We start from the raw sequence: 23,198 nt of genomic DNA on the forward strand, positions 1-23,198 counted from the left end.
AGAGCATTTTTTTTGAGGGTATTTTAGATTCGAAATAATCAAAAAACAATATCTGCAAGCGAATTATTTTCTAGTATTTTCAATGTATTGTCTCGTACTTCGGTCATTAATCGACGAACAGCGCAAGTAGCTTCATCGGTACAATCATCACATTTTTCATAAAAATTATGACTTGCACAGGGCAATAATGCAATTGGTCCTTCGAGGATACGATACACTTTTGCCATGTTGATATCCTTAGGTTCTTTGATTAAATAATAGCCACCACCTTTTCCTTTTTTGGCACCCAAAAAACCAGAATGACGCAAAAGCAATAAAATACTTTCTAAAAATTTAACCGATATGTTTTCACTTTTGGCAATATCAGCAATTGCGACTGGAGTTTGATCTTCTTGGCGTGCCAAAAAAGTCAATGCTTTTATTCCGTATTTTGTTTTTTTAGAGAGCATTTTTATAATATTAAAATAGAAACAAACGAAATACAGTATTTGAAATCGCTTTCCAAATATCGTGAATTTTATTGAAAGAAAGTATTGTCAAAGATTGAAACTTTGACAATGATTATGAAAAATCAAAACAAAGATGAGAATTAATAATTTATCCCAGAATTCAACCTTGGTCGAGTAAATTATGATTAACTTTTAAATTGTCTAAACAATAAACAAATAGCCCACGGCTGAAACCGTGGGCTATTGAATGAATTAATAATTATAATTTTTTAAGCCAAAGCTTGTTCCAAATCGGCAATAACATCTTTCACGGTCTCCAAACCTACTGATACACGTACCAAACCATCTGTAATACTCACTGCCAATCTTTCTTCGACAGATAATTTACTGTGAGTTGTAGAAGCTGGATGCGTTACGATTGTTCTTGTATCTCCTAAATTTGGCGATAGTGAACACAGTTTTATTTTATCTAAAAAGGCTCTTCCGGCTTCAATACCACCTTTTATTTCAAAAGCCACAATATTACCTCCCGCCTTCATTTGCTTTTGGGCGATTTCATACTGTGGATGCGATTTCAAGAACGGATATTTTACTTTATTCACGCTAGGATGCTGTTCTAAAAACTCTGCAACTTTCAAAGCATTTTCACAATGTCTGTCTAAACGAATCGCCAAAGTTTCTAAACTTTTAGATAAAACCCAAGCATTAAACGGAGATAAAGAAGGACCAGTCAATCGTGAAAACAAATATATTTTTTGAATCAATTCGATAGTTCCTACTGTTATTCCACCCAAAACTCTACCTTGACCGTCCATTAACTTTGTAGCAGAATGGACTACCAAATGCGCACCCCATTTTATAGGTTGCTGCAAATAAGGCGTTGCAAAACAGTTGTCAATGATCAAAATCAAATCGTGTTTTTTGGCAATGTCTCCAAGCAATTCCAAATCTATAATATCTACCGCTGGATTTGTTGGCGATTCTGCAAAAAGAATTTTGGTATTGGGTTTGATAAAACTTTCAATTGTTTCGGGTTTATTTATATCAAAATACGAAGTTTCAATTCCCCATTTTGGAAAATAATTGATAAACAGGGAATGCGTTGCTCCAAATATACTGCTGGCCGAAACCACATGATCTCCTGAATTCAACAAAGCTGCTAAAGTAGAATATACCGCAGCCATTCCAGAAGCGAATGCAAATCCAGATTCAGCGCCTTCCATCTTGCACACTTTTTCTACAAACTCGTTGTTGTTTGGATTGCTGTAACGGCTATAAATATTTCTATCTTTCTCATCAGCAAACGAGGCACGCATATCTTCGGCATCTTCAAATACAAAACTAGAAGTTAAGTATAATGGCACAGAATGCTCTAAATATTGTGTTCTTTCTAATTGGGTACGTATGGCTTCAGTTTCAAAACCAAATTCTTTTTCGTTCATTCTGTTTTATTTAAAGTTTAAAGTTTAAAGTTTAAAATGGTCCAAAAACGACATTTCCACTCCAACTCTTTAAACGAATAATTTTAATTTTTATATCTTTTCTAACTGGCTTCCATTCAAAATCACTTTATAATGTATGGTGGCTGTGGGTTCCAATGTTTTAGAAACCGAGCAATATTTTTCGAAAGATAATTGTGCGGCTTTTGCGGCTTTGTCCTCTTTTATATTTCCTTCTAAGGTGAAAACTAAATAAATATCTTTGAACGGTTTTGCTTCTCCAACTTGTATACGCTCTCCTTCTACTTCTGCTTTGAAAGAAGTAATCTCCTGACGTTGTTTTTTCAAAATCGAAATCATATCAATAGCACTACAACCTGCAACACCCATTAACACCAATTCCATTGGGCTTGGTCCCATATCATTACCTCCAAAATCGGGACGAGCATCTACATTTACTATGTGTCCACGATCGTTTTTTAATTCGAAGTGAAAGTTTTCGTTAACTCTGTTTAATGTTATTTTCATAATTTTATTTTTTAAATCTGAATTACTTCGTCCGTTCGCTATCGCTCGGGTCTAAAATCTTTATCCTTTGTCCGACAATCGCAATAAATCTCCAAAAACACCTCTGGCTGTTACTGCCGATCCTGCTCCTGCACCTTGAATCACAATTGGTCGGTCTCCATACGATTCTGTGTAAATTTCGAAGAAAGAATCTGATCCTTTCAATCCACCTAAAGCGGTATCCATTGGCACAGAAACTAATTTTACTTCCAGATTCCCTTTATCGTTTTGTAAATCTCCTGATAATTCACCAATGTATCGCAACACATGATTGGGTTCTTGATTAGCTTTAATCTTATCATAAATCGGGTCGAATTCTTTTAATTTTTGCAAGAATTCTGCAACGCTTCCTTCTCTTAAATGTTCTGGAATTAGGTTTTGAATATCGACTTCTTCAAACTCATTTTGCAAATCTAATTCTCTAGCTAATATCAATAACTTTCTACCTACATCGTTTCCACATAAATCTTCTCTTGGATCAGGTTCTGTATAACCATTATCAATTGCTTCTTTGAGTATTTCACTAAATGGAACGTCTTTTGAAGAAAAATTATTGAATAAATAACTCAATGTACCTGAGAAAACGCCTTTTATTTTAGTGATATTTTCGCCCGAAAGGTGTAATAATTTTATAGTGTCAATTAATGGCAAACCTGCACCAACATTAGTTTCATACAAATAATTCTTTTGATTATCAGCCAATACTTTTCTTAAATCCTTGTAGAATTTATAACTCAATGTATTTGCCACTTTATTAGAAGAAATCAAATCGAAACTTCCTTCTGCCAATGGAATATAATTTTCTACAAACGCAGCACTCGCCGTATTATCAATCGCAATCAAATTCTCTAAGTGATTATCTTTGGCGAAAGCAATAACATCACTCATTTTGTAGGCAAAACCATTGGTTTGAATTTCGTTTTTCCAGTTTGGAGAAACTCCGTTTTTATTTAAAAGTAAATTCTTTGAATTCGCAATCGCAAAAACATTCAATTTAATATCCTTCCTTTTTTCAATTGCAGCTGCTGATTCTAATATTTGATTGATCAAAGTTCCGCCCACTAATCCGTGACCAAAAACTGCAATATTTATTTTCTTAGAAACTCCAAATATCTCTCCGTGAATTACATTCAATGCTTTGTGTAATTCTGATTTTTTTACCACCAAACTCACGTTTTTTCCAGTCACTGTATTGTTGAAAAGTATAGGTACAACCTTATTCTTAATCAAAGCGGTGTACGGTTTATGAAAGGTACTTAAATCTTGACCTATAATCGAAATTACCGAAACATCATCCGTAATCGAAATTCTATTAACATCTTTCGAATAGAAATCATTTTCGAATTCTTTCTCCAATTCAATCATTGCTTTTGTAGCTTGATTGGCATTCACTACTAATCCAATTCCTCTTTCTGAAGAACCTTGCGAAATGATGCTTACGCTAATATTATTGTCTCCCATTACTCTAAAAATGCGTGCATCAACACCCGTTTTACCAAGTAATCCACGTCCTTCTAAATTTACTAATGCCACATTTTCGAGTACAGAAAGTGTTTTAATTCCTACTGCATTCGATTTTGAAGTAATTAATGTCCCTTGATTTTCGTGGTTGAACGTATTTAATATTCGTAATGGAATATTTTTTTCTATTAAAGGAATTATAGTTTTAGCATGCAAAATAGTTGCTCCAAAATTGGCTATTTCATTGGCTTCGTTAAAAGACAAACGGTCAATTTTCTTTGCGTCTGGAACGTATTCTGGATTTGCTGTATAAATCCCGTCCACGTGACTGTAGTTTTGCAATTCTTCAGCATCAACATAATTAGCAATTAAAGAAGCGGTGTAATTGCTACCATTTCTACCTAAAGTTGTCGTCTCATTATTATTATTAGAACCGATAAAACCAGTAATAATATTTACCTTATCCGCATTTTCTTTAAAATAATTGACGACATTTTTCTTTGAAATTTGCTCCAATGGTTGGGCGTCACCAAACTTAGAATCCGTTTTTAACAAAGTTCTTGAATCGGCAAAACGAGCATCTATCCCTTTTTCTTGCAACATTGCCGCTACTAATCTTGCTGAAACTAATTCACCCTGAGCTAAAACTTGGTCTTTTATCTTTTCGCTATAATCGCCAATCAAACTAACCCCTTCAAAAAGTTTGTCTAACAAAGCAAACTCTTCCGATAAATCGACATTATAACCGTCTTGTTGATAGCTTTTGAAACTTTCTAACAATGGTTTATAATTCCCATTTTTCGCAGCAATAGTCAATATATCTTCTAATTCATCTGTAGCATTTCCTCGGGCAGAAACGATAATAGCTATGTTTTCGTCTTTGCTTTTCTTATCGATAATAATATCTAAAACCTTATTTAATCCTTCACCGTTAGCTAACGATTTTCCGCCAAATTTTAATATCTTCATTTTATTTTTTTTGTTTTTAAAAACAACATCCAACAAATTATTCAATTGATCGTATTCCATTAAAAAAGCATCATGACCGTGTTGCGAGTCGATTTCGCTATAAAAAACATTGTGCTTGAATTTTTTTATTTCGTGATACGTTTCTCTGTTTTCATTGGCCGTAAAGAACAAATCTGAATTGATTCCGATGATATAAATATTGGCATCTATAGCCGAAATCATTTCTTCAAAAGACGCTTTTCCTCGAGTAATATCAATCGTTTTGAGCAATTGATTCATCATTTTATAAGCCGAAAGCTGAAAACGCTTTTGCAATTTCTCTCCATGATAATTCAACCAACTTTCCACCTGAAAAGATTCGAATTTTTCCGTTGAAGTTCTCTTGAATTTTTCTTTAAATGATTCGGGTGTTCGGTAGCACAACATCGCGTGAATCCGAGCATCTTCAATAGGTTTTGATGAATTGCAAAGTATTTTTTCTTGCAAATAGCAATTGGCAATCAGCCAATCAGTCGATTTCCAATCTGTAGCAATTGGGATGAAATTATGAGCTAATTTAGGTTCTAAAGCCATCATTTCCCAAGCAATTCCTCCACCAACAGAACCTCCAATAAGTGCGAAAATTTCCTTTATTTCTAAAACCCGAATACCTTCAACAAAAAGTCTTGCTACATCACGAGCGGTAAAATCCAAGTAATTTTCAATATAAATGGTATCGAAACCATTTCCTGGAACATCAAAAGCTACTATGGTATATTTATTAGTATCTATTGTTTTCTTTTCGCCAATAAGACTATTCCACCATCCATTTTCGCCAATTACTTGAGAATTTCCCGTTAAAGCGTGATTGACCATTACGATAGGAGCAGTATTCAAAGCTTGACCAAAAACCTGATAACTTAGATTTATGGAACTAATAATTACTCCACTTTCAGTAGTGAAATTTTGTAATGTAATTGACGATGGTTTATTTTCCAATTTTTAAATCTTTATGATTTTGTATGGAAATATTAGAAAGAAAACTAGAAGTAAACTAGAGAGGAGTTCATGTGTTATCTTCTCCCATTTACGGGATAGAATGTAGCACCTTCTTCGTTTGCGAAGGGTTGCTAAGCTTTCAACGGGTCTATTCCCTCGAGCTTTCTTTATAACATTTCAATACGTTTGTGAACTTAAAGGCACAAATTAACTACATTTTTTTTAAACAACCAAATTTAACTCATTTGGTTTGCTTCATTTTAATAAAACAATAACAATTAGAATCCAATTTCCAGAATCCAATTGTTATTGTTTAAAATATTTCTATTTCATCTTAAATGAAAAGAGCATTATTTTCTTCAGAATACATTTGAGACAACAATGAGTTCATTCCTTTTTTATTTATTGATGCTTTTTTTAAATCCATTTCAAATCTAGGATTTGTTAGTTCTGCACTATAGTCAGTTACTTTTGTTGGCCTCGTTTTTAGATTAGTAAAAAAAAGAAATTTGTTGGTGTAATATTTTAGTGTTTTCATGATGTTTTATTTTTTAAATTTTTCATTTATTTTATTTAAAACATATTGAATTCAGTTGCCTCAAGTTCAATTATGTTTTTATTGTGTTTTTAAATTTTCAAATACTGCTAATAAATCAGCTTTTAAATCTTCGATATCTTCCAGTCCTACGGACAATCTGATTAAATCTTTGGTAACTCCTGTTGCAATTTGATCTTCATCGGATAACTGCTGATGCGTTGTACTAGCCGGATGAATAATTAAAGATTTTGTGTCTCCAATATTTGCCAGAAGCGAGAATATCTTTGTTTCATCAGCCAATTGCTTGGCGGCTTCAAATCCTCCTTTAAGTCCGAAAGTTAGTAATCCGTTTTGACCCTTAGGTAAATATTGTGTTGCTAAATTGTAATATTTACTGGACTTCAATCCCGGATAATTCACCCATGTGACTTGCTCCTGCTTTTCTAGCCATTGGGCTAATGCCAATCCGTTTTCGCTGTGTTTCTGGACTCGAACGGCTAAGGTTTCTAAGCCTTGAACAATCTGAAAAGCGTTGAAAGGACTTAAAGCTGCTCCAAAATCCCGTAAACCTTCGATTCTCACTTTAGCAATAAAAGCAGCCGCTCCGAGGGCTTCGTGATATACTAAACCATGATATCCTGCATTTGGCTCCGTAAACTCGGGAAACTTTCCGCTACTCCAATCAAATGTTCCTGCATCAATTACTGCTCCACCAAGCGAAGTTCCATTTCCTGCAATGTACTTTGTCAAGGAGTGAATAACAATATTAGCTCCATGTTCGATTGGGTTTAACAAATAAGGCGATGGAACGGTGTTGTCAACTATAAAAGGGATCTTTAATACTTTGGCCTCAGCCGAAATCGCTTTCAAGTCCAAAACATCTAATTTTGGATTCCCTAAACTTTCTACAAAGAACACCTTTGTGTTTTCCTTAGCGGCCTTTGTAAAATTAGCTGCATCAGAAGGATCTACAAATGTGGTTGTAATACCTAATCTTGGCAAAGTATTACTTAACAAATTATACGTTCCACCGTATAAACTGCTTGATGCAACAATATGATCCCCCGCTTTTAGTAAAACCAACAATGAAGTTGCAATTGCAGCCGTTCCGGATGCGGTAACTACAGCAGCAATTCCTCCTTCGAGAGCTGCTAATCGTTGTTCCAGAATATCATTAGTTGGATTATTTAATCTGGTATATATAAATCCAGCTTCAGCAAGTCCAAATAAATTGGCCGCATGATCTGAATTATTAAAAACATATGAACTCGTTTGATAAATTGGTACAGCTCTAGTTCCAGCTGTTTTAGTAACATCGTGTCCTGCGTGTAATGCGTTTGTTTCGAATTTTTGAGTGCTCATAATTTATTTATTTTAGATTCTATATTTATATTTTTATTCGTTTTGAATACGTCTTTAATTTAATTCCTAAAAAGCGAAAAACCCTTTTAGAGTGTATCCAAAAGGGTTTTAAGTTTGTTCTAACTTATACTTTCGGAATCAACAGACACTAATACACACCATAGACTTGGCACCTAACATCGATTTGACATTGAATGATTTCATATGTTTTTGGTTTGAGTTGATCATAATAATGTAATTTAATATGTGATTAAAACAATTGTAAAAAAAAAGCTTCCCGTTATCTGGGAAGCTTTTGCTATATAAATTTGAATTTAAATTTATGCTACAGGCGACCCACAGGATTTATCCTGAGTGTGTTTCGACATTTTGCATACATTAATTTTCATTTTTCCCTTTTTGATGATACAAATTTGCAAACTTTTATTTACATATCCAAATAATTTTTAAAAAATATTTGCTGTAATTAATTTCTAACTATTTGCTTAAATTTATATTCTGATTTCTTAAATCAAAAAAAGTGTTAAGAATAATTTTCAATTCAAAATGGTTTTATACCTTTGCAGTCGAAAACTAGAGGAATAATTTGAACTGATTGCAACCTCATTAAAAAAAGCTAAAGCAGAACTCCTCCTTTAGTCTTTCGTTTGCAATCTTATTTTTTCTCTGAAAATTAATTTCTAAATTATAAAATAATTTTTATTATGGCATATTTATTTACCTCAGAGTCAGTAAGTGAAGGACATCCAGACAAAATTGCTGATCAAATTTCAGACGCATTAATTGATAATTTCTTGGCATTTGATCCTGAGTCAAAAGTAGCATGTGAAACTTTAGTAACTACAGGACAAGTAATTCTTGCTGGCGAAGTAAAGTCAAATATTTATCTAGACGTTCAAACTATCGCTAGAGAGGTTATTAAAAAAATAGGTTATACCAAGAGTGAATATATGTTTGAAGCCAATTCATGTGGTGTACTTTCGGCAATTCACGAACAATCTGCAGACATTAACCAAGGTGTTGACAGAGCGAGTAAAGAAGACCAAGGAGCAGGAGACCAAGGAATGATGTTTGGTTATGCTACGAGTGAAACGGAAAACTTTATGCCTTTGGCTCTTGATTTATCGCATAAATTATTACAAGAATTAGCTGTTTTACGTCGTGAGAACAATGAAATTAGGTATTTGCGTCCAGATGCAAAATCACAAGTAACATTAGAATATGATGATAATAACAAACCAACACGTATAGATGCCATTGTTATTTCGACTCAACATGATGACTTTGATGAAGAAAATACCATGTTAGCGAAAATCAAAAGTGATCTAGTAGGAATTTTAATTCCACGAATCATCAAAGATAATCCTCAATACGCTCATTTATTCAATGACAAAATCACGTATCATATTAATCCAACCGGAAAATTCGTAATTGGCGGACCTCATGGAGATACTGGATTAACAGGAAGAAAAATAATCGTAGACACTTACGGCGGAAAAGGTGCTCACGGTGGTGGCGCTTTCTCTGGAAAAGATCCAAGTAAAGTAGATAGAAGTGCTGCTTATGCAACACGTCATATCGCTAAAAACTTGGTTGCTGCTGGTGTAGCCGATGAGATTTTAGTTCAAGTGTCTTATGCTATTGGAGTCGCAAAACCAATGGGGATTTTTATTGAAACTTACGGAACGTCGAAAGTAGATTTGAAAGACGGTGAAATCGCTAAAAAAGTGGAAGCTATTTTTGATATGCGTCCGTACTTTATCGAACAACGTTTGAAATTGAGAAACCCAATTTATAGCGAAACTGCTGCTTACGGTCATATGGGACGTACTCCAGAAACGGTTACAAAAACTTTTTCAGCTCCTGGAGGCGAATCAAAAACAGTTACTGTTGAATTGTTCACTTGGGAAAAATTAGATTTTGTAGATGAAGTAAAAGCTGCTTTTGGATTGTAAAATTTAACCGCAAAGTTATACGCGAATTACGCAAAGAAAAAACCTGACTAATTATTTTAGTCAGGTTTTTTTAGACCTCATGGCAATGAAAAGCCTTTTCGATGGACAGCAGGATGACCTACTTACAAATTATACTTTAATGAGAAAATCACATATCGTGGTTGAACGGTGTATTGAGAGGATCTGGTTGAGAATTGCGAGAAACTATCGTCGTTTAATGATTTTGTGTTTAATAAGTTTGTTCCGCTGATTTTATATTCGAATTTGCTGTTTTTTTTTTGATAAATTAAACTCGAACTTAAGAAATCATATTTGTTTTCAACTGAATTATTTTTCGCGTGGTAGTTGTAATATTCGTATTCTGCCACAAAAGAAAAACTGTTTAGGAAATAATAATCCAACTTTGCAAAAGGCTTATTGGTGTAAAAAACACTACTGTTGTAATCGTTTATGGTATAACTATATCCCAATTCTAAATTAGGCCTATTTTTATAATTTGTAGCTGCTTTTACAGTATAACTTTGAGTAAAACTCTCATTAGTTGACAATACATTGTTTTGTATATTATTGTATTTAGACCAATTTAAATTGACTGTCGTAGAGGCTTTGTAATTTTTTAAGAAAGAACGCCCATAAGAACCTCTTGCGGAAATCGACTCATCGGCAAAATCAGAATTATATGGTGTAGAAGATTGATTTACGCCATCATAAAACGCTTTCGTTTTTATGGCATCGGTGCGTTTAGAGTAATTCAAAAAAGCCGATATGTTTTCTAAATTAAACATGTTATACTTAAAATAACGGAATGAATGTTGTAGCGCGGTCGCATTTTCTAACGTTCTAATCCCTTTTGTTAAACTGTTGTAATTAGAGAATACAAACCCTTCGGCCAACTGATTAATATCAGTAAAACTATTGGTAAGACCAACATTATAGGTTAAACTTTCTGCTTTTTTTATTTGATAAATAGCAAAAAAATCAGGCAATATACGATTGAACTGTTTAGTATAATCAGTACCTAATTGCGCATTTGTCATATTGAAATTATGCAAGCTAACGCCTGGTGTAAAAGTAAATTTACCCGTTAATATTTTATAATGCAATCCTAAATAGGCATCATTAAAATTATATTTTACATCATTTTTATTGACGGCACTATTCAACTCATTTACTTGTTGATTGTCTACTATTTGATAAATACTAGAATCGAAATTTTGATTTGAATAGGTATTTCCTAACGTTATATTAATATTGCTTTTTGCCGTAAGCATGTAATAATAATCCAATTTTGAATCAATTTTTTTTGTCTTTACAAATCGATTTTGATTGATATTATTCCTGTTTTGGCCAGAAATATACCCTTCTAAATTAAATGGTTTTGTCATTAAATCCGCATTGTAAAAAGGATCTTCTTCCTGATACAAATATTGCGTTTCGAAAGCAAATATATTTTTATTATTCAAGGTGTAAAACAAACTTAAATTTTGATTTACAGAAATCGGTTTTTGTTTTTTTATGGTGTTGATTGATTCTGTTGTAGAAACGTTATTTACAATCGATTCCCGCATCAAAGGAGACACCTCGTCTTGTTTTGAAAGTTTGGCTAGTACATCGTAATCAAATTGGAAATTTGCTGATGGTTTGTAACTGGAACTTAATTTAAACATCCCAAAACTACTTTTTTGATTGGCTAATTCATTGCGTTTTTCTGTTGATTGAATTTCTGATGAATTGGGCTTTAAAATATTAGTTTGCGATACGGTTTCCACTTGTGTGATTGATGATGTCAAAATCCCAAAACCGCTTAAACTCCATGCCTTTGTGACATTATAGGAGAAATTTGTCGCACCAAATTTGGTTTCAATCTCTTTAGCCCGATCATTTCTCAAAAGCGATATCCCCAAATTATTAGAGGATATATCAAAACTCGTCCCCCCTTTTGCCATCAAACCTCTAAAACCACCTGTTAGTTTGCCATAATCTTGAATGGTCATTGGCAATTCGCCTATATTATTAAAATTTGTTATAATATTAAGGCTGTATTTAGGATTATAATAAAACAATTTAGGATTGATAAGATATCGATTATCCGTATGTCCCACTCCAATACCTGCAGTAACATCACCAAACCAGAAATTCTTTTTCCCTGATTTTAGCTTGATATTCATCGCGACATTATCCTGATTGTTCTCTACTCCTTTAAGGATTGAATTTTCATTGTAATTACGCAATACTTGAATCTTGTCTATGGCATCTGCTGGAATATTTTTGACTCCTAATTTGGTATCCCCATCAAAGAAATCTTTTCCTTCGACCATCAATTTGGTTACCTTTTTACCTTCTACTTCCACTTCACCATCGGCATTAACTTCGACACCTGGTAATTTTTTCAGGATATCTTCTAGTTTTCGTTCGGTTCCGGATTTAAAGGAATCTGCATTATAAACTATAGTATCTCCTTTAATAGAAACTGGCATTTCTCGGATAACCTCGACTGCATCTAATTCTATATCACCTTCTTCTAAAGAAATGTTTTTAGAACTACTTTGGGCCGTCGTATTAAAAGCAACTTCTTTACTTCTTAGTCCCAAAAAACTTATTTTAATACTATACGATGTATTTGGTTTCAAATTTAGAGAATACTTTCCTTTATCATTTGTAATAGCATAAGAATCCATCGCTTTGGTAACTTGATTCACTGCCATAACATTGGCCATTTCTACGGGAATTGATTTGGAATCCGAAATTATCCCATCAAGAGTTATTGATTGAGAAAACGAGAGCGCGCTTAAAAAGAATAAAGCGATTGGTAAAATATTTTTCATTTAAGAGAATTTGCAATGTTTATATAGCTTACTAATTCATTCTAGGTCCACCACCATTTCCACCACGATTTCTCATTTCACGAAATTCCTCCATTTTTTTCACTACTAATTCATCATAGTCTTTTTGCGAAATGACTTTTCCTTTTGAAGATGCTTTAATATCAACTTTAACTTTTGGGTTCAAAACAATTTTAGAACACAGCATCACTGTTTTACCATCATTTACTTCTAATATTAAACCGGGTAAACCCCAATAATTTTCTGGCCCTTGGTTTACAGGAATTTCTGGTGTATACCAAGCCGTAACTATTAAATCTTTTGGAATATCCATTTCACTCATGAAATTAGTTTTCTTTTCTTTGTTATCAGTTGCAACGGATACTTCTTTTTTATTGTCTTCTTTCTTGGGTCTAAAATTCCTAAAATCAGTTTTACTTGCAGGAACGACAGCGGTTGCTTTGAAACAATTATAACCACCAATCAATCTTGTTTCTCCTTCTAACTTCCACTTCAAATTAGGCAAAGAATCTTTAATAAGAAACTCTTTGCTCATGAATTCTTTATCTACAATGTAGGTTTTGGTTTTTACATCTTTATAAAAAGTCCCTCCAGCACCTGTCATTGAAGCCATCATGCGCATACCTCCCTGACCTTGTCCCTGCGTTGGTGCGTCTAATTTCTCCTCTTCCTTATAAATAGAAGCTGATTTGTCAAAATTAAGAATGAATCTTTTTTCGAACATTGATTTCATTCTTTCCTCCATGTTTTTTTGCATATCAGGACTGATATTTTTATTTTCTGAAATACGAGCTTTAAAATCAGCCGTACTGGTTTTAGACTCATACACAGCCATTCCTTGAAATTCTTGAGCCAGAATCCCCAAATGGCTTGCAAGCATAAATACTAGGGTAAAAATAATTTTTGACATACGTTTTAATTTAAATGTTGTTTGCTGGAAATAAGTCTGCCTTGAAGCGTTTATGTTACACTAATTCATTTTAAATTTGATGTTAGACATTGCAATAAGTAAATGGTTTAAACTTAAATTATAAAATCCAAAAAGACTGTTTTTAACTTAGGAATAAAAGTATCTTTAATAATTTGAAATAAAAAACAGAATATACCAAACCCTAAATTCAGAAGACAGGTTGAATCTAAAACCAGACGAACATGCTCTTGAATATGAAATTAAAAAACCCTCAGTTTTATTAATCCAAATTTTTGTACTTTAGTGAGCTTATGAAAAACCTCTATTTATTATTTTTTATTTTCCATTTTTCTTGTTTGATTGCACAAGATCAAAAAATTAAAGTTACTCCAGTTTCTACTCAAAAAATAGATGCCAGTTTCTTAGTAGGGTTGGATGGATTAGAAAACAACTATTTCGTCAAAAACAATGTATTCTATAAGCAACATAAAACAGATATATGGGAATATAAGAACCTTTCTTTGGGTACTATTACAAAAATAGACATACAAAATCCACTAAAAATTGTTTTGTTCTATGAGAATTTCAACACGATCGTAACACTCGATAATCAACTTAATGAAACCCAAAAAATAAATTTTTCTGAAAATGAAGTTCCAATATTAGTTAACGCTACAGGAATTGCATCTCAAAACAAATTATGGATTTACGATAGTTTATCACAACAAATTGGACTTTTTGATTACTTAAAAAATACTTTTCAAACAATAACACAACCCATTAAAGGGACTTTAAAACATTATGAAAGCAATTTTAATTCTTTTCAGTGGATTGATGAAAATTTGAATTGGTATTCCTGCACAATATTTGGAAAAATCACTTTATTGGGAAAAGTTCCTGATTTTGATCAAATTCAAATGATTTCAAATTCCGATTTGATTTATAAAAAAAACAAATTTATTTATTATTTTACCCTAATCGGGAATAAAAAATACTTAATTGATTTAGATAAAAAAACCTTTGACAATTTCTATTACAAAGACCAAATTTTGTCTATTTTTACCAACCAAGAAATTATAAATTATAAATTTACAACACCGTAATGCATATAGCAATAGCAGGAAACATTGGAGCAGGAAAAACTACATTAACTCGTTTATTGGCGAAACATTTTAAATGGGAACCTCATTTTGAAGATGTGGTCGATAATCCATATTTGGATGATTTCTATCACCAAATGGAACGTTGGTCGTTTAATTTGCAAATTTATTTCCTAAATAGTCGTTTTCGTCAAGTAATCCATATCCGTGAAAGTGGCAAAAAAATAATTCAAGACAGAACCATTTATGAAGACGCTCATATTTTTGCGCCAAATTTGCATGCAATGGGCTTAATGACCAACCGTGATTTTCAAAACTATTCTTCGTTATTTGAACTAATGGAATCGACAGTTAAACCACCTGATATGTTGATTTATCTTAGAAGTTCTATTCCTAATTTAGTGGGCCAAATTCACAAACGTGGTCGTGAATATGAAAATACAATTTCAATTGAATACCTCAACAGATTGAATGAGCGTTACGAGGCTTGGATTCAAACTTATACAAAAGGAAAACTACTAATTATCGATGTCGACAAGATCAATTTTGTCGACAACCCTGAAGATTTAGGAATGATAATCAATAAAATTGATGCCGAATTGAACGGATTGTTTTAGTCCTCTCCCCAGACCTTTATTAAGCAAAGGCAGGCAAAAATGTATTCTAAATTCTCTTTCTGCCTCTTTATAGTATTAAAACAAAATGCCTCGCAAATCGCGAGGCATTTCTGTTTAATCTAAAAGATGATCTATTATTTCAAAGCATCAACTTTGGCTTTTACTTCAGATAAAGAACCTTGAAAAACCTGAATATTTTCTTTTCCATTTTCAGAAGAAGTTACAATCGCCTTTGCTTTTCCATCAGTGTTGATGATTTCAACTTTAACCTTTTTTTCGTCTGAAACTTTAGTAGCACAACATGCTTTATCTCCAGCTACCGCTATAAATTTTCCATTAGCATCATAATGCGACAGGCACATTTCTTTTTGCTCTGGAGTACATCCTCTTTCATCACACATTGCGGCACATTCTTCTTTGGTCATCGTGGCGCATTTTAACATGTCACATTTACCCATTGACATAGCATTATTACCCATAGAATAATTCGAATGCATCATCTCCATTTTATTATGATTATGACTGTCAGAAGCACTTCCATTTCCTAAAATTGGAGCAATTACCAACCCAATTAAACAAGTCAATTTAATCAATATATTCATGGATGGTCCTGAAGTATCTTTGAAAGGATCTCCAACAGTATCACCAGTTACAGCTGCTTTATGCGCATCAGAACCTTTGTATGTCATTTCGCCATTAATCAAAACTCCTGCTTCAAAAGATTTTTTGGCATTATCCCAAGCACCACCGGCATTATTTTGAAATATAGCCCAAAGCACACCAGAAACAGTAACTCCAGCCATGTAGCCACCCAACATTTCGGCAATTAATTGGTTATTGTCTCCATAAACTATCTTTCCTAAAAGCACAATCGCAATTGGGAAACCTATTGTCAAAACTCCTGGCAACATCATTTCGCGCAAAGCTGCTTTGGTAGAGATATCGACACATTTTGCATATTCCGGTTTTCCAGTACCTTCCATAATTCCAGGAATTTCTTTGAACTGACGACGCACTTCATACACCATATCCATGGCAGCTTTTCCAACAGAATTCATTGCTAAAGCAGAGAAAACTACAGGAATCATTCCACCTACGAATAACATTGCTAAAACTGGCGCTTTGAAAATATTGATACCGTCGATTCCAGTAAATGTAACGTAAGCAGCAAATAAAGCTAATGAAGTTAATGCCGCCGAAGCGATTGCAAAACCTTTTCCAGTTGCAGCAGTTGTATTACCAACTGAATCCAAAATATCTGTACGAGTTCGTACTTCTTTTGGTAACTCACTCATTTCAGCAATTCCACCAGCATTGTCAGATATTGGTCCGAAAGCATCAATTGCCAATTGCATAGCTGTGGTAGCCATCATTGCAGAAGCGGCAAGTGCCACGCCGTAGAAACCAGCAAAAGCATATGAAGTCCAAATTGCAGCAGCAAATAATAATACAGTTGGAAAAGTAGAAATCATTCCTGTTGCTAAACCGGCAATCACGTTAGTTCCTGCACCAGTTGATGATTTTTGTACGATTGCCATAACTGGTTTAGTGCCCAAACCTGTGTAATATTCTGTAACAGATGAGATAACTGCCCCAACCACTAATCCTACGATAGTTGCATAAAAAACTCTCATTGAAGAAATTTCTTGTAAGCCTTCACCAAAGAAATTCATCTTCATAGTTTCAGGCAACATATATTGAACTAAGAAGAAACAAGCTATTGCAGTCAATCCGATAGAAACCCAGTTTCCAACATTTAAGGCTCCTTGTACTTGTTTTTCTTTGGCATCATTACTCGTTATTTTAACTAACATGGTCCCAATAATGGAGAATAATATTCCAAAACCTGCAATTGCCATTGGCAATAAAATAGGTCCAATTCCACCAAAAGCATCTTGAATATTTCCACCCATGTCTTTAATTACATAGTTGCCAAGAACCATTGCCGCAAGAACCGTTGCAACGTATGAACCAAATAAATCGGCACCCATTCCGGCTACGTCACCAACATTATCCCCAACATTATCTGCAATAGTTGCAGGATTTCTTGGGTCATCTTCAGGTATTCCTGCTTCTACTTTACCTACTAAATCTGCACCAACATCGGCAGCTTTAGTATAAATTCCACCGCCAACACGGGCGAACAAAGCAATAGATTCAGCACCAAGGGAGAAACCAGCTAATGTTTCTAAAACGATTGTCATATCTTCAGTAGAAGTCCAAACACCATTCATAAAAACATTAAAAAATATAATAAAGAAAGTTGTTAATCCTAAAACTGCCAAACCTGCAACACCCAATCCCATTACTGTTCCTCCACCAAAAGAAACCTTTAAGGCTTGTGGTAAACTAGTACGAGCGGCTTGAGTTGTTCTAACATTTGTTTTGGTTGCAATTTTCATTCCCATATTTCCAGCCAAAGCAGAGAAAAAGGCTCCAAAAACAAAAGCAACTACAATTAATAAATGAGTTGAAGTTCCTGGTATAAAAGTAATACCAGCTAATACAATACTTGCAAGAACTACAAATACTGCCAATAATTTATATTCTGCTTTTAGAAAAGCCAATGCTCCTTCGTAAATATGCTCTGAAATCTCTTTCATTTTACCATCTCCGGCATCTTGTTTCAAAACCCAAGCTCTTTTATAAAACATAAAAGCTAATCCAATGAGCGCCATAACGATTGGCACATAAATCATTAATGTATTCATAAATATTTGTTTTTTTGTTTTTTGTATGAAAAATTAGTAATGTACTATTGCAAACGTACTATATTGAAACTAAAAAAGCAATATCCAAATACATGAATATTGCTTTATATGAAAAAATAATCAAAGTATTTTATTAAATACTAAATAATCCTTCTGGTTTATTTGGAATCTGATTAAATCGTTCGGTACACTCTTCAATAATGTCTAATGCTTCACTTAGATCACCCCAACCTCCTACATCAACAACTTTCTGTTCAAGATCTTTGTAAACTTGAAAGAAATGTTCAATTTCTTTCAGTAAATGAGGGTTAATATCTGATAAATCATTTAAAGAGTTCCAAATAGGATCGGAAACTGGAACACATATAATCTTTTCGTCTGGTCCTTTATCATCCGCCATGTGGAAAACTCCAATTGGTTTTACTTCCATAACACAACCAGGAAAAGTATGCTCGTTAATTAAAACTAATACATCTAATGGATCACCATCTAGCGCTAAAGTTTCTGGCATAAAACCATAATCAGCAGGATACATCATTGACGAGAACAACATTCTGTCGAAACGTATTCTTTTTAATTCGAAATCATATTCATATTTATTTCTACTTCCTCTTGGAATTTCGATTAAAACATCGAAAGTTTTTATTTTATCTGCAGCCATCTTTTTATTTTCTATATTTTGTGCACAAAATTAAATAAACTTTTGGTTAACTCAATGAAAATCTATATATATCGTCTATTACGTTTGCGTAATTAATAATTATTAGTAAACAACTATTCTATTTCTTTTACTTAAATAATAGTGCCATAATAAAAATGTTGCCATAGAACGATATGGACTCCATTTTGCAGTATAGAATTCCATTGCTGACTTATCCTCTATATGAAGTAGTTCTTTTAAAGTATTAATTACTGCAATATCTCCAAGTGGAAGTATATCTGGCGCTTGAAGTGAAAACATTAAATAGATATCAATAGTCCAATGGCCTATTCCCTTGATTTTTATTAATTCTTCACGAACTTGGTCTGCTTTTTTAGTAGCAAGACTTTCTAAGTCAATATGATTGTTGATTATCGAATGGGACAATGCTTTAATGTATGCCGTTTTTTGTCGGCTTACGCCACTATTTCTATACTCTTCATCTGCAGCACGGAGTAATATTTCGGGTTTAAAATTGATTTGTTTGTTTTTAAGTTTCAGAAAGGTGGCTTTAGCCGAATCAATGGATACTTGCTGCTCAAGTATCAAAAGCACTAAGGTTTCAAATCCTTGTGGTCGAACAGGAATTACGGGTGTTCCATATTTCTCAATAATTAGCTTAAAAATAGGCTCATTTTCTGAAAGATATTGGATGGCTTGTTGCATAATGGTTGTTTTAGCCCAGATGGAAATGGAAAGCCTTTTGAAGAAAACGGCTAATTTTTGTTGAAAAATAAAAGCGACCAAAGGAAGCTCTTTATTTTTTAGTACAAAAATAGCCGTTTTCGAAAAAGCTTGTAATGAACAGCTGGATTGGCTTCTAAAAATAAAATCCAAAAGAACCCTTTACAGCAAATTTTGTTGCGTCGGGCACATTGAGATAATTGCCTCTCCAAGAAAAATCGATACGAAATACCTTGAAAATATTCCCAATTCCTGCGCTGTATTCATAATATATTTTTTCTGGCGAATGATATGTTAATCCTGAAGCGTTTATCATTCTATTGTTACTGGACACAGTACCATAAACTGCTTTTGCCCCAAAGTTTTCTCGCCAATTTAGTTTTCGCATAAATGGAATTCTCGCAAATAATCGCCCTTGCAAACTGTGATCCCACTTAAAGGTCACATATTGATCCGTTACAAATTCATAATATTTCAGATTACTAAAAGTGTTTGCTATGTCAAAAAAAGATTGATTACCGGGTACAACACTCATTAATCCTAAGGGAATATTTCCGAAAGTTTTTCCGGCTTCCAGAATTACATTAGTACGCCCTAGTGGCCCAATAATAATAGGTTGCTTGAAATACATTTGTATTTTTTGATACTCAAAATCACTATTTAGCAAACCTTTAAATCCTTGACTATAGCTTAAAAACATACGAGTAAATGGACTATCGACATTGGCTCTTTCAACAGAATAACCGATAGTTTTTCGATTTGGAGTATAATCTACCATTATGTTGGCCTCCGATTGTTTTACTTGGCTTTTTATGATTGTTCGCGATAAATCGGTGTAATAATCCAAACTAAATGTTGGAGATGCGCTCAATAATGTCCGATATGAAATCCCCCCTCCTATAGTCAGGTTTTTGACTGGTTCAAATTCTATTTCGAAATTAGACAAATTAACATTGGTTAATTTATCGTTACTACCAAAAGTCAGTATTCCCGAGGACGCATAATCACGACCTATAATATCATTTGTTGTGGTGAGTGAAGCTCCAATTTGCTCAATATCCCTTCGATTTCCTCCTGAAATTATGACTCTCTTCTTCTTATCAATCATCCATTTTCCTGTAATCCCGTATTTGAACTTATCGTCATTAAACCCGTAGGCAGTATACGCTTGCAATCGCCATGTGTCGTTGGGTCCAAAATAAGTTCTTATCCCTGCTCGCAATCGCACTCCTTCGACTACATTTTTCCCAATTACTGAATAAATAGAACCATAATCTAAATTGCCATAGTTGAGATATCCGCTATCCAATATTTGAATTAAACTATAAATTTGTTTGAACTTATTGACCGTTTGGAGTGTATCGAGCATTTTATAAATGCCTTTTTCGTCTTTGGATAAGGTTTCGAATCGGTTTTTTTTCCAATATTCATCGTCTTTATTATAGACTTCTTGATCATAACGATTCACTGCCTCTTTATAGAATGAAATTGGTTTTTCTTCATTAAATTTATGATCCTTATAAAATGTCGTTCTTTTACCATAAACTCCTTTTGATTTATCTTTTTTGCTTAAAGCAAAATCGGTCATCATATAATCTTTAGTCAAAAGAAAAACGGAGTCATTCATAACTTCAAACTCCTGTTCAACATAGATGTCTTTTACCCAGTTAATATTAGCGCTTTTAGACGCTGCCATATTGATGTTTTTTATAGCAAAAGTGGTGTCGTTTACCCAAAAATCTCCTTTAAATGTCAATTCATTTTTACGTCTCGGATAAAATAAAATGTTATAACACCATTTATCATCTACAAATGCGCTGTCTCTTAAAATATAATTATAAACATCAATTCCTGTTGTGGAAATAGGACTAGTAAAACTTTTGTCAAAAAAAGTCAAGTGATTGTCATAAATATTATATTCTGTATATAAATCTTTTACAAATGACAATATTTGTTGATTCCCGTTAAATCCAGAAGCCTTACTCGCTTTAACTTTATCAATTACTTTCTTAGATTTATTATCACCATATACTTCTGATAACGATTCATTAATGAAAATAGGCAAATAGGTTTTTCCTGTAATTTTCGAAGTATCTATTTGTTTGAATATAAATTCCATTCCCTTGAAAATCTGTTTTTTCATAAAGGCACTATCAATAGAATTCATATCAAATTCTATTTTTTCATACTTTTCCATTTGATATTGGTCAAATAAATACAGGCCATTTTTACGTTTTCTTTTCCATATTTTTCGAAGTATTTCAAGTGCAGGATTGTCTTTTTTGGATGTTTTACCTGCAAAAACTACAACTTCATTCAAGCTTATAACTTCACTTAATTGAATTGAAAGATTATAATTAACAGCTTTCTCTAATGCAACCTCCTTCGTTGTATAACCTACCGATGAAATTTCAAGAACTTTATATGTTTTTGAAGATTCTAAATAAAAACGTCCTTCCTCATTAGAAAGTATTCCTTCATTAGAATTTTTGAATGCCACATTCACGAATGGAATTGGTTTATTCGTTTTGTCTACGACAATTCCGCTAACTTTAGTTTGAGCAAAAATAGAGTTAGTTAGTACAATTAAAAAAACTAGATTCAGTATTATATTCTTTTTCATAGTCAAAAAAAAAAACTTCATCAAATTAGAGCTCTGATGAAGTTTCAAATATAGTTATTTCAAAAATGTCTCGATTGAATTTTGAATTTTCAATCGTTAAATTTTATATAATTATTTTTTATACAATACTTTTTTTACTGCTTTTATAACGTCGTCAGCATTTGGCAACCATTCTTTAAGCAATACTGGAGAGTAAGGAGCTGGTGTATCAGCCGTAGTAATACGTTGAATTGGCGCATCAAGAAAATCAAAAGCACGATCTTGAACCATATAAGTAATTTCAGAAGAAACACTTGCAAATGGCCATGCTTCTTCCAGAATAACCAATCTATTCGTTTTTTTAACAGAAGTTAAAATAGTTTCATTGTCCATTGGACGAACTGTTCTTAAATCGATAATTTCACATGAAATCCCTTCTTTTGCTAATTCTTCTGCAGCGATATAGGCTTCTTTGATTATTTTTCCGAATGAAACAATTGTAACATCAGTACCTTCACGTTTGATATCAGCAACACCTATTGGAATGGTATATTCACCATCTGGCACTTCCCCTTTGTCGCCATACATTTGCTCAGACTCCATAAAAATTACAGGATCATTATCTCTAATAGCTGATTTTAAAAGCCCTTTAGCATCGTAAACATTTGAAGGAACTACTACTTTAAGACCAGGTGTGTTAGCAAACCAATTTTCTAATGCTTGTGAATGCGTTGCTCCTAATTGTCCTGCTGAAGCCGTTGGCCCACGAAAAACGATAGGCACATTAAACTGCCCTCCCGTCATTTGACGTATTTTGGCTGCATTATTAATAATTTGATCAATCCCCACTAAACAGAAATTGAAAGTCATATATTCTACAATTGGTCTACAACCATTCATTGCTGAACCCACTGCAATTCCCGTAAAACCTAGTTCTGCAATTGGCGTATCAATTACTCTTTTTTCTCCGAATTCTGCAAGCATACCTTTTGATGCTTTATAGGCACCATTGTATTCTGCTACTTCTTCACCCATTAAGTATATTGATTCATCACGACGCATTTCTTCACTCATCGCTTCGCAAATAGCCTCTCTAAATTGTATCGTTCTCATATTTTTATTTTTGTATGTAATTTCGAATGGCAAAAATAAATATTTTATACCACTTTAAAGCAAAAAACACATTTAAAATATAGTGGAATTACTTCTAAAATACAACATATCTATTTATTGTTATAAAAATCCACAGAATGTTGGCCGTTCCTTTCATAAATACGAAATCGTAATAGTAATTAAAAATATTATGCACGCAT

The 23,198-nt window shown here is 33.3% G+C and carries 16 protein-coding genes and 1 riboswitch; of the genes, 3 read left to right on the forward strand and 13 right to left on the reverse strand.

Going from position 1 to position 23,198, the window contains the following annotated elements; genetic code table 11:
* Window positions 1-38: 38 nt before the first annotated feature.
* The 6 genes from E0F76_RS00225 to E0F76_RS00250 form a co-directional block, all read right to left on the reverse strand.
* Window positions 39-449 carry an RrF2 family transcriptional regulator gene (locus E0F76_RS00225; protein ID WP_132000328.1) on the reverse strand — a complete coding sequence of 137 codons (411 nt, stop codon included), beginning with the start codon at window positions 447-449 and terminating at the stop codon, window positions 39-41.
* Window positions 450-718: 269 nt separating this feature from the next.
* Window positions 719-1,891, reverse strand: coding sequence for a trans-sulfuration enzyme family protein (locus E0F76_RS00230; RefSeq protein WP_132000329.1), 1,173 nt, complete (start codon window positions 1,889-1,891; stop codon window positions 719-721).
* Window positions 1,892-1,981: 90 nt separating this feature from the next.
* On the reverse strand, window positions 1,982-2,416 hold the full coding sequence (locus E0F76_RS00235) for an OsmC family protein (RefSeq protein ID WP_132000330.1): 435 nt from the start codon (window positions 2,414-2,416) through the stop codon (window positions 1,982-1,984).
* Window positions 2,417-2,476: 60 nt separating this feature from the next.
* Window positions 2,477-5,863, reverse strand: coding sequence for a bifunctional aspartate kinase/homoserine dehydrogenase I (gene thrA, locus E0F76_RS00240; RefSeq protein ID WP_132000331.1), 3,387 nt, complete (start codon window positions 5,861-5,863; stop codon window positions 2,477-2,479).
* Between the two features lie 71 nt (window positions 5,864-5,934).
* Window positions 5,935-6,039: riboswitch (SAM riboswitch) on the reverse strand.
* 158 nt (window positions 6,040-6,197) lie between these two features.
* Window positions 6,198-6,401, reverse strand: a complete 204-nt coding sequence (locus E0F76_RS00245) for a hypothetical protein (RefSeq protein ID WP_132000332.1) — start codon at window positions 6,399-6,401, stop codon at window positions 6,198-6,200.
* Between the two features lie 78 nt (window positions 6,402-6,479).
* Window positions 6,480-7,763, reverse strand: a complete 1,284-nt coding sequence (locus E0F76_RS00250; protein ID WP_132000333.1) for an O-acetylhomoserine aminocarboxypropyltransferase/cysteine synthase family protein — start codon at window positions 7,761-7,763, stop codon at window positions 6,480-6,482.
* Window positions 7,764-8,467: 704 nt separating this feature from the next.
* Here E0F76_RS00250 and metK point away from each other — a divergent pair.
* A complete protein-coding gene (gene metK / locus E0F76_RS00255) occupies window positions 8,468-9,718 on the forward strand; it encodes a methionine adenosyltransferase (protein WP_132000334.1) in 1,251 nt (416 codons plus the stop codon).
* A 122-nt stretch (window positions 9,719-9,840) separates the two neighbouring features.
* On the opposite strand, the gene E0F76_RS00260 is transcribed toward metK, so the two are convergent.
* Window positions 9,841-12,543, reverse strand: a complete 2,703-nt coding sequence (locus E0F76_RS00260; protein ID WP_132000335.1) for a TonB-dependent receptor — start codon at window positions 12,541-12,543, stop codon at window positions 9,841-9,843.
* A gap of 31 nt (window positions 12,544-12,574) precedes the next feature.
* Window positions 12,575-13,471: a GLPGLI family protein gene (locus E0F76_RS00265; protein ID WP_132000336.1), complete on the reverse strand. Its 897-nt coding sequence runs from the start codon at window positions 13,469-13,471 to the stop codon at window positions 12,575-12,577.
* Window positions 13,472-13,782: 311 nt separating this feature from the next.
* Here E0F76_RS00265 and E0F76_RS00270 point away from each other — a divergent pair, with 311 nt between their 5' ends.
* The gene (locus E0F76_RS00270; protein WP_132000337.1) at window positions 13,783-14,574 is read left to right on the forward strand and encodes a hypothetical protein; all 792 of its coding nucleotides are present in this window, start codon (window positions 13,783-13,785) and stop codon (window positions 14,572-14,574) included.
* Window positions 14,574-15,188, forward strand: coding sequence for a deoxynucleoside kinase (locus E0F76_RS00275; protein WP_132000338.1), 615 nt, complete (start codon window positions 14,574-14,576; stop codon window positions 15,186-15,188). The genes E0F76_RS00270 and E0F76_RS00275 overlap by 1 nt, the downstream gene beginning before the upstream one ends.
* Before the next feature lie 134 nt (window positions 15,189-15,322).
* Here E0F76_RS00275 and E0F76_RS00280 read toward each other — a convergent pair whose 3' ends face one another.
* The 5 genes from E0F76_RS00280 to E0F76_RS00300 all read right to left on the reverse strand — a co-directional run bounded on the left by E0F76_RS00280 (window position 15,323) and on the right by E0F76_RS00300 (window position 22,998).
* Window positions 15,323-17,899 carry a sodium-translocating pyrophosphatase gene (locus tag E0F76_RS00280; protein ID WP_132000339.1) on the reverse strand — a complete coding sequence of 859 codons (2,577 nt, stop codon included), beginning with the start codon at window positions 17,897-17,899 and terminating at the stop codon, window positions 15,323-15,325.
* Window positions 17,900-18,032: 133 nt separating this feature from the next.
* Window positions 18,033-18,560, reverse strand: a complete 528-nt coding sequence (locus tag E0F76_RS00285; protein WP_132000340.1) for an inorganic diphosphatase — start codon at window positions 18,558-18,560, stop codon at window positions 18,033-18,035.
* A gap of 102 nt (window positions 18,561-18,662) precedes the next feature.
* Window positions 18,663-19,265 (reverse strand): DNA-3-methyladenine glycosylase family protein, encoded by a 603-nt coding sequence (locus tag E0F76_RS00290; protein WP_132000341.1) that lies wholly within the window; start codon window positions 19,263-19,265, stop codon window positions 18,663-18,665.
* A 154-nt stretch (window positions 19,266-19,419) separates the two neighbouring features.
* Window positions 19,420-21,906, reverse strand: coding sequence for a DUF5686 and carboxypeptidase-like regulatory domain-containing protein (locus E0F76_RS00295; RefSeq protein ID WP_132000342.1), 2,487 nt, complete (start codon window positions 21,904-21,906; stop codon window positions 19,420-19,422).
* 111 nt (window positions 21,907-22,017) lie between these two features.
* Window positions 22,018-22,998: a pyruvate dehydrogenase complex E1 component subunit beta gene (locus E0F76_RS00300; RefSeq protein ID WP_132000343.1), complete on the reverse strand. Its 981-nt coding sequence runs from the start codon at window positions 22,996-22,998 to the stop codon at window positions 22,018-22,020.
* Window positions 22,999-23,198: the final 200 nt, after the last annotated feature.

The organism is Flavobacterium cellulosilyticum, assembly GCF_004349355.1.
In the GTDB taxonomy this organism is placed as follows: domain Bacteria; phylum Bacteroidota; class Bacteroidia; order Flavobacteriales; family Flavobacteriaceae; genus Flavobacterium; species Flavobacterium cellulosilyticum.

Coding starts and splice junctions, on each gene's coding strand:
- E0F76_RS00260 (WP_132000335.1), bottom strand. CDS start 12,543: ATGAAAAATATTTTACCAATCGCTTTATTCTTTTTAAGCGCGCTCTCG.
- metK (WP_132000334.1), top strand. CDS start 8,468: ATGGCATATTTATTTACCTCAGAGTCAGTAAGTGAAGGACATCCAGAC.
- E0F76_RS00270 (WP_132000337.1), top strand. CDS start 13,783: ATGAAAAACCTCTATTTATTATTTTTTATTTTCCATTTTTCTTGTTTG.
- E0F76_RS00265 (WP_132000336.1), bottom strand. CDS start 13,471: ATGTCAAAAATTATTTTTACCCTAGTATTTATGCTTGCAAGCCATTTG.
- E0F76_RS00295 (WP_132000342.1), bottom strand. CDS start 21,906: ATGAAAAAGAATATAATACTGAATCTAGTTTTTTTAATTGTACTAACT.
- E0F76_RS00250 (WP_132000333.1), bottom strand. CDS start 7,763: ATGAGCACTCAAAAATTCGAAACAAACGCATTACACGCAGGACACGAT.
- E0F76_RS00280 (WP_132000339.1), bottom strand. CDS start 17,899: ATGAATACATTAATGATTTATGTGCCAATCGTTATGGCGCTCATTGGA.
- E0F76_RS00285 (WP_132000340.1), bottom strand. CDS start 18,560: ATGGCTGCAGATAAAATAAAAACTTTCGATGTTTTAATCGAAATTCCA.
- E0F76_RS00300 (WP_132000343.1), bottom strand. CDS start 22,998: ATGAGAACGATACAATTTAGAGAGGCTATTTGCGAAGCGATGAGTGAA.
- E0F76_RS00275 (WP_132000338.1), top strand. CDS start 14,574: ATGCATATAGCAATAGCAGGAAACATTGGAGCAGGAAAAACTACATTA.
- E0F76_RS00235 (WP_132000330.1), bottom strand. CDS start 2,416: ATGAAAATAACATTAAACAGAGTTAACGAAAACTTTCACTTCGAATTA.
- E0F76_RS00225 (WP_132000328.1), bottom strand. CDS start 449: ATGCTCTCTAAAAAAACAAAATACGGAATAAAAGCATTGACTTTTTTG.
- E0F76_RS00245 (WP_132000332.1), bottom strand. CDS start 6,401: ATGAAAACACTAAAATATTACACCAACAAATTTCTTTTTTTTACTAAT.
- E0F76_RS00230 (WP_132000329.1), bottom strand. CDS start 1,891: ATGAACGAAAAAGAATTTGGTTTTGAAACTGAAGCCATACGTACCCAA.
- E0F76_RS00290 (WP_132000341.1), bottom strand. CDS start 19,265: ATGCAACAAGCCATCCAATATCTTTCAGAAAATGAGCCTATTTTTAAG.